The sequence below is a fragment of the Paraburkholderia sp. RL18-085-BIA-A genome (genome assembly GCF_046027075.1).
Taxonomy (GTDB): Bacteria; Pseudomonadota; Gammaproteobacteria; order Burkholderiales; family Burkholderiaceae; genus Paraburkholderia.
In genome coordinates this window covers 22731-28730 of the sequence record NZ_JARESU010000110.1, presented here as the reverse complement: position 1 = coordinate 28730, position 6000 = coordinate 22731, and the positions used below count along the sequence as shown (strand labels likewise).

The 6000-nt window shown below is 60.0% G+C and carries 2 protein-coding genes; both read right to left on the bottom strand.

What is annotated here, in order from left to right; translation table 11 throughout:
- Positions 1-69: 69 nt before the first annotated feature.
- A complete protein-coding gene (secA, locus tag P0D89_RS39805) occupies positions 70-2892 on the bottom strand; it encodes a preprotein translocase subunit SecA (RefSeq protein ID WP_408360267.1) in 2823 nt (940 codons plus the stop codon).
- Positions 2893-3094: 202 nt separating this feature from the next.
- On the bottom strand, positions 3095-4795 hold the full coding sequence (gene ltrA / locus P0D89_RS39800) for a group II intron reverse transcriptase/maturase (RefSeq protein WP_028196484.1): 1701 nt from the start codon (positions 4793-4795) through the stop codon (positions 3095-3097).
- Positions 4796-6000 lie beyond the last annotated feature (1205 nt).

The following is a 6000-nucleotide window of genomic DNA, read 5'->3' as shown; positions in this document are numbered from 1 at the left end:
CCCGGTAATCACCCGCCCACCCCCTGATAAACCCCCCGGGCCGCGCCACCAGGCCCCCCCCCTTCGGTCTTACGCGATCTTGCCGTGGCACTGCTTGTACTTCTTGCCGCTGCCGCACGGGCACGGATCGTTGCGGCCGACCTTCGGCACGCTGTCCGCGCTCACATGCGACGCCGCTTGCGACGATGAGCCGTGGCCGTGACCATGGCTCATCGCGTCGCCGATCATGGCGGCAGTGGCCGCTTCGGCTGCGACGGGCGCCGCGGACGCGGCTTCGGCAAATTCGGCGTGGCGAAACTCGACGTTCTCGAGATGCCCGCCCTGTTCTTCCAACTGCTCGGCGGCTTCTTCCAGTTGTTCCGGCGACTGGATCTGAACGTTCATCACGACGCGGGTGACTTCGAGCTTCACGGCGTCGAGCATCGCGGCGAACAGTTCGAACGCCTCGCGCTTGTATTCCTGCTTCGGGTTCTTTTGCGCATAGCCGCGCAGATGGATGCCCTGACGCAGATGGTCGAGCGCGGCCAGATGTTCGCGCCAGCTGCGGTCGAGCGTTTGCAGCATGATCGAACGCTCGAACGCGCTGAACGACTCGCGGCCCACCAGCTCGACCTTCGCCTCGTACGCTTCGTCCGCGGCGGCTTCGACCGCTTCGAGAATCTCGTCTACGTTGATCGAGTTCGACTCGTTGATCATTTCCTGGATCGCGAGGTCGAGCTGCCACTCGTTGCGCAGCACTTCTTCCAGCTCGGGCACGTCCCACTGCTCTTCGATGCTCCCCGCCGGCACGAACTGGTGAACGATGTCGGCGATCACGCCATGACGCATTGCGCCAATGGTCTCGGTGATGTCGTTCGCTTCGAGCAATTCGTTGCGCTGCTGGTAGATGACCTTGCGCTGATCGTTCGACACGTCGTCGTATTCGAGCAATTGCTTGCGAACGTCGAAGTTACGCGCTTCGACCTTGCGCTGCGCCGACTCGATCGAACGCGACACGATGCCCGCCTCGATCGCCTCGCCTTCCGGCATCTTCAGACGGTCCATGATCGCGCGCACGCGATCGCCGGCGAAAATGCGCAGCAGCGGGTCTTCCAGCGACAGATAGAAGCGCGACGAACCCGGATCGCCCTGACGGCCGGCACGGCCGCGCAACTGGTTGTCGATCCGGCGCGATTCGTGACGCTCGGTGCCGATGATGTGCAGACCGCCCGCGGTCTTCACCTGATCGTGCAGCGCCTGCCATTCGTCGTGCAGCTTCTGGATGCGGCGCTGCTTGTCGTCGTCGGCCAGCGTTTCGTCCAGCTCGATGAACGACGCCTGCTTTTCCGCGTTGCCGCCGAGCACGATGTCGGTACCGCGACCGGCCATGTTGGTGGCAATCGTGATGCGCTTCGGACGGCCCGCTTCGGCGACGATCTCGGCTTCACGCGCGTGCTGCTTCGCGTTCAGCACTTCGTGCGGCAAACCGGCCTGCTTGAGCAGATGCGACAGCAGTTCGGAGTTTTCGATCGACGTCGTGCCGACCAGCACCGGCTGACCGCGCTCGTAGCAATCGCGGATGTCGCGGATCACCGCGTCGTAGCGTTCCTTGGCGGTCTTGTAGATCTGATCCTGCTTGTCGATCCGCTTGGGCGGACGATTGGTCGGGATCACGACCGTTTCGAGACCGTAGATCTCGTTGAATTCGTACGCTTCGGTGTCAGCCGTGCCGGTCATGCCGGCCAGCTTCGCGTACATGCGGAAGTAGTTCTGGAACGTGATCGACGCGAGCGTCTGGTTCTCGCTCTGAATCTTTACGTGTTCCTTCGCCTCGACAGCCTGGTGCAAGCCATCCGACCAGCGACGGCCCGCCATCAGACGACCGGTGAATTCGTCGACGATCACCACTTCGCCGTTCTGCACGACGTAGTGCTGATCCTTGAAGAACAGCGTGTGCGCGCGCAATGCCGCGTACACGTGGTGCATCAGCGTGATGTTCTGCGGCGCGTACAGGCTCTCGCCCTCGCCGATCAGGCCCCACTCGGCGAGCAGGCGCTCGGCCTTTTCGTGGCCCGACTCGGTCAGGAATACCTGACGGCCTTTCTCGTCCAGCGTGTAGTCGCCCGGCTTTTCGACGCCGGTGCCGTCCGCCTTCTCTTCGCCGATCTGGCGTTCGAGCAGCGGCGGCAGCGCGTTCATGCGCACGTAGAGTTCGGTGTGGTCTTCGGCCTGGCCGGAGATGATCAGCGGCGTACGGGCTTCGTCGATCAGGATCGAGTCGACCTCGTCGACCACCGCGAAGTTGAGGGCCCGCTGCACGCGCGCTTCGGTCTCGTAGACCATGTTGTCGCGCAGGTAGTCGAAACCGAATTCGTTGTTGGTGCCGTACGTGATGTCGGCGGCGTACGCTTGCTGCTTCGACTCGTGATCCATCTGCGACAGATTGATGCCGACCGACAGACCGAGGAAGTTGTACAGACGCGCCATCCATTCGGCGTCGCGCTGCGCGAGGTAGTCGTTGACCGTGACCACGTGGACGCCGCGGCCCGACAGCGCGTTCAGGTACACCGGCAGGGTGGCGACGAGCGTCTTGCCTTCGCCGGTGCGCATTTCGCCGATCTTGCCGTAGTGCAGGACCATGCCGCCGATCAGCTGCACGTCGAAGTGGCGCATTTTCAGCGTCCGCTTGCTGGCCTCGCGGCACACCGCGAAAGCTTCCGGCAGTAGCTTGTCGAGCGACTCGCCGCTTGCGACGCGCTGGCGGAATTCACCCGTTTTGGCGCGCAGTTGATCGTCCGTCAATTGCTCGATCTGCGGTTCGAGCGCATTGATCGACGCGACGGTCTTTTGATATTGCTTGACTAACCGCTGATTGCGGCTGCCAAAAATCTTCTGTAGAAAACCGGTGGTCATCGGATCGGTGTCTGCGTCGCGGCTTCGGCTGGGTCGCGGCGTACGGTTCGTGCACGCGCGCTCCGGGGTCGGAAGAGCCTCGGCGGCTTAGTCCAAGAGTGAATTGTCGGGTAGCCCGACCTTCTTACGAAGATCGGGCCCCCCGAGAACCGTACGTGCGAGTTTCCCCGCATACGGCTCAAATCTACAAACAAAGTTCTGTCTACGACAGAACCGGCTTAGTTACTACAAGTTTACCAACGTGTACCTGCTGGTGACAGTGCGGGTGAAGCAAGACCCGGTTGGACAACTTGTCTGACCCGCCATGCATCCGATATTCCAGATGATGGTCGTGCCAGCCTGTTTCGTCCGTCAAGGCACAGCCGCAGTGCGCACACAGCCCGCTCTGCGACATGTACAGCTTTGCCCACTGTTTCCGGTAGCGCATCGAATCCCACAGACGCGTCTGCCGCAGTTGCTCGCCATATTGCTCCCACTTCGGATCAAAGGGATTGAATTCTCCTTGGATCTTCTTGTGTCTCCTGATCGCCGTACCGCTGAGTTGGTACAACTCCATCAGGCCCCAACTGCCATCATCTCGAACCGTCCGGACCGCAAACACCCACTGTCGAGCGTCGATTGAGTGGAAGTACTTCTGTCGCACCCAACTGCTGCTCTTTCGCGGATGTCGCCGCTTGGACCACCACCAGAGCCTCCGGAACACCAGATGCTCCATGTGGGTGTACGCCTTTTTGGCCGTAACCGGATGGTGATACTGCGCCCATCCGCGCAACATTGGATTTAGCAGTCGGATCATCTCCTCCTGCTTCACCGTCTTGTTGCTGCGAATCGTTTCCGCCACCTTGCTATAGAACGCTTTCGCGTTCTTCTTGCTCGGTTTGATGAGCATCTTTCCCGAGTATTTTCGGAAATTCCACCCAAGGAAATCGAAGCCGTCGTCAATGTGAGTGATCCGCGTCTTCTCCTCCGATAACTGCAGCCCCCGAACCGCAAGGAATGCCTCTACCCAAGGTCGGACCTCGCACTCCAGCAACTCACGCGAGTCGCCGGTGATTACAAAGTCGTCCGCGTACCGCACCACATTCACTTTGAGCCTTCGAGCTTTCATGATCCCTAGTTTTGCACCGAGGTGCACTTCCAGTTCTCGCTCCAGCCCATTCAGCGTTACGTTTGCCAACGTCGGGGAGATGATGCCTCCCTGCGGCGTACCGGCCTCAGTCGCCTGTAGCTGCCCCTTATAAATCAGGCCAGCCTTCAACCATTTCCGGAGGATTACTCTGTCCATCAGGACATTGTTTTCCAACCAGTCATGACTGATGTGGTCAAAGCATCCCTTGATATCCGCTTCGAGGACCCATTTGGCAGAAGCCTCTTGGGACATACAAACGCGGATTTGGGCCATCGCATCAGCTGTCGAACGATTTAGCCTGAACCCGTAGGAATTCAGGTCACTCGTCGATTCCGATACTGGCTCCAAAGCCAGCAGATGCAGAGCTTGCATCGCCCTGTCCCGCATGGTCGGAATGCCCAGAGGGCGTTCCTTCCCATTGGCCTTGGGGATAAAGACTCTCCGTAATGGCAGAGGCTTGTATCCGCGCCGCTTCAACCCGCCGATGGCTTCCCACCGGCTGTCAGGCGAATCCCATAGCTCGCGATCGACTCCAGCCGTTCGCGCACCCTGGTTTTGCGTAACACGTCGTACCGCATACAGCTTCGCAGACAACGTGCGAGTTAGCATCCGTTGCAGGGCTTTCACCCTACGCCAGTCACCTTCCCGCGTCGCCTTCGCAATTCGAATCTGCATCCCTCTCACGTTCCGCTCAACCCGTCGCCAATCTACGGCGTACCAGTTGTCCGGCGCGCGGGAAAGCGCAGATCCGGTCTTTCGACCAGATACTTTCATGCTGCTCTCCTACCTGGAAAAGTCCCCAGACAGAAGGCGCATCTCCCCCAGCGGGGTAGATACACCCCGCTGGGGAACAACAAAACTCAATGCAGGCGCATGCACCTGCATCTGACCAAGTTACAGAGGGTAGTCAGCCGTCTTGCGACGGTAGACCAGACGGAAGTCTGCCCGCTTTCGCGTGGGGTGATGTCCCAACCCCTATCCGGTCCATTACAGCCCGGCCTTCGCTTTTTCCGTCCTCCCATACCTGCACAATCATCAGCGTCCCTTGCGGTTCGCCTGCCAGCCTTACTGCGCTGGCAACCATACAGGCTTACCACGTTCCCGGCATGTCACACGACTGACTTAGGTTCTGCCTATTCCCCGGCGGTATCACGAACGACGTAACCCGAGATTCGAGCGGGCTATCCAACCGCATACCTTTTGGTTAGTGCCTATCAGCAGCTTTGGCACACAATGCTAACGAGGTTTATCAGCAGTTCACTTCCGTTAACCCTATCAGCCAGCCTAGCGCCTTACCCCCTTGCTGCTAGGAGTATCCAGACCGCTCCTCGCGGAACCAATCTGCCCGAAATTTCCGGGGGCTACATTGTCAGAAGAGCTTCATACGCCACCGTTGCCAGTGACGCATGTCTTCCTAGGCTACTGCTGGTCGTACAGCAGGTTCACTACCCTCGTCGTCCAGCAAACGAAGTCGAACAATGACACACCGAGCTTTTCGCTCGTATCGTTTAGCGAAACCCTTGCCTGAAGGCGAGGGAATTGCAAACATCACCCCGCCCTGTCGGCGGAGGTGAAGCCGCTGACTGGGCGGGACCTGACGGTAATCAGGCCCATGCAACAAGGTTCCCGGCTGATTGCTCCGGTTTCCAATTTCACTACAAGGATGCTTCCCAGAGGTTGCATCTGCTTCCTAAAGTGCGGCCCACAAGGGGGCCGCCTACGGAGGGCATGGTGAGTTGCCTCAATAACCCTCTAGTCGATGCTCCGTAACGTGGAGCAGTCGGACACGAGCGTGCGTGTCGCACCGAATCGGGCATTTTAGCACGCGGCCCCGGCAGCGCCTGTGTCAGAGGCGCGACGACGGCCGGGCATCCGAAGCCCGCCGCAGCGACCTTTGACAGTACGCATTGAGGCGGGCCCGCGTGCATCCCGCACGGTACAATTGCGAGGTGAACGCGCATCGGGTGCGAACACGTCGT

Excerpts from the sequence above, each read along its gene's own strand:
- ltrA (WP_028196484.1), bottom strand. The coding sequence starts at position 4,795 with ATGAAAGTATCTGGTCGAAAGACCGGATCTGCGCTTTCCCGCGCGCCG.
- secA (WP_408360267.1), bottom strand. The coding sequence starts at position 2,892 with ATGACCACCGGTTTTCTACAGAAGATTTTTGGCAGCCGCAATCAGCGG.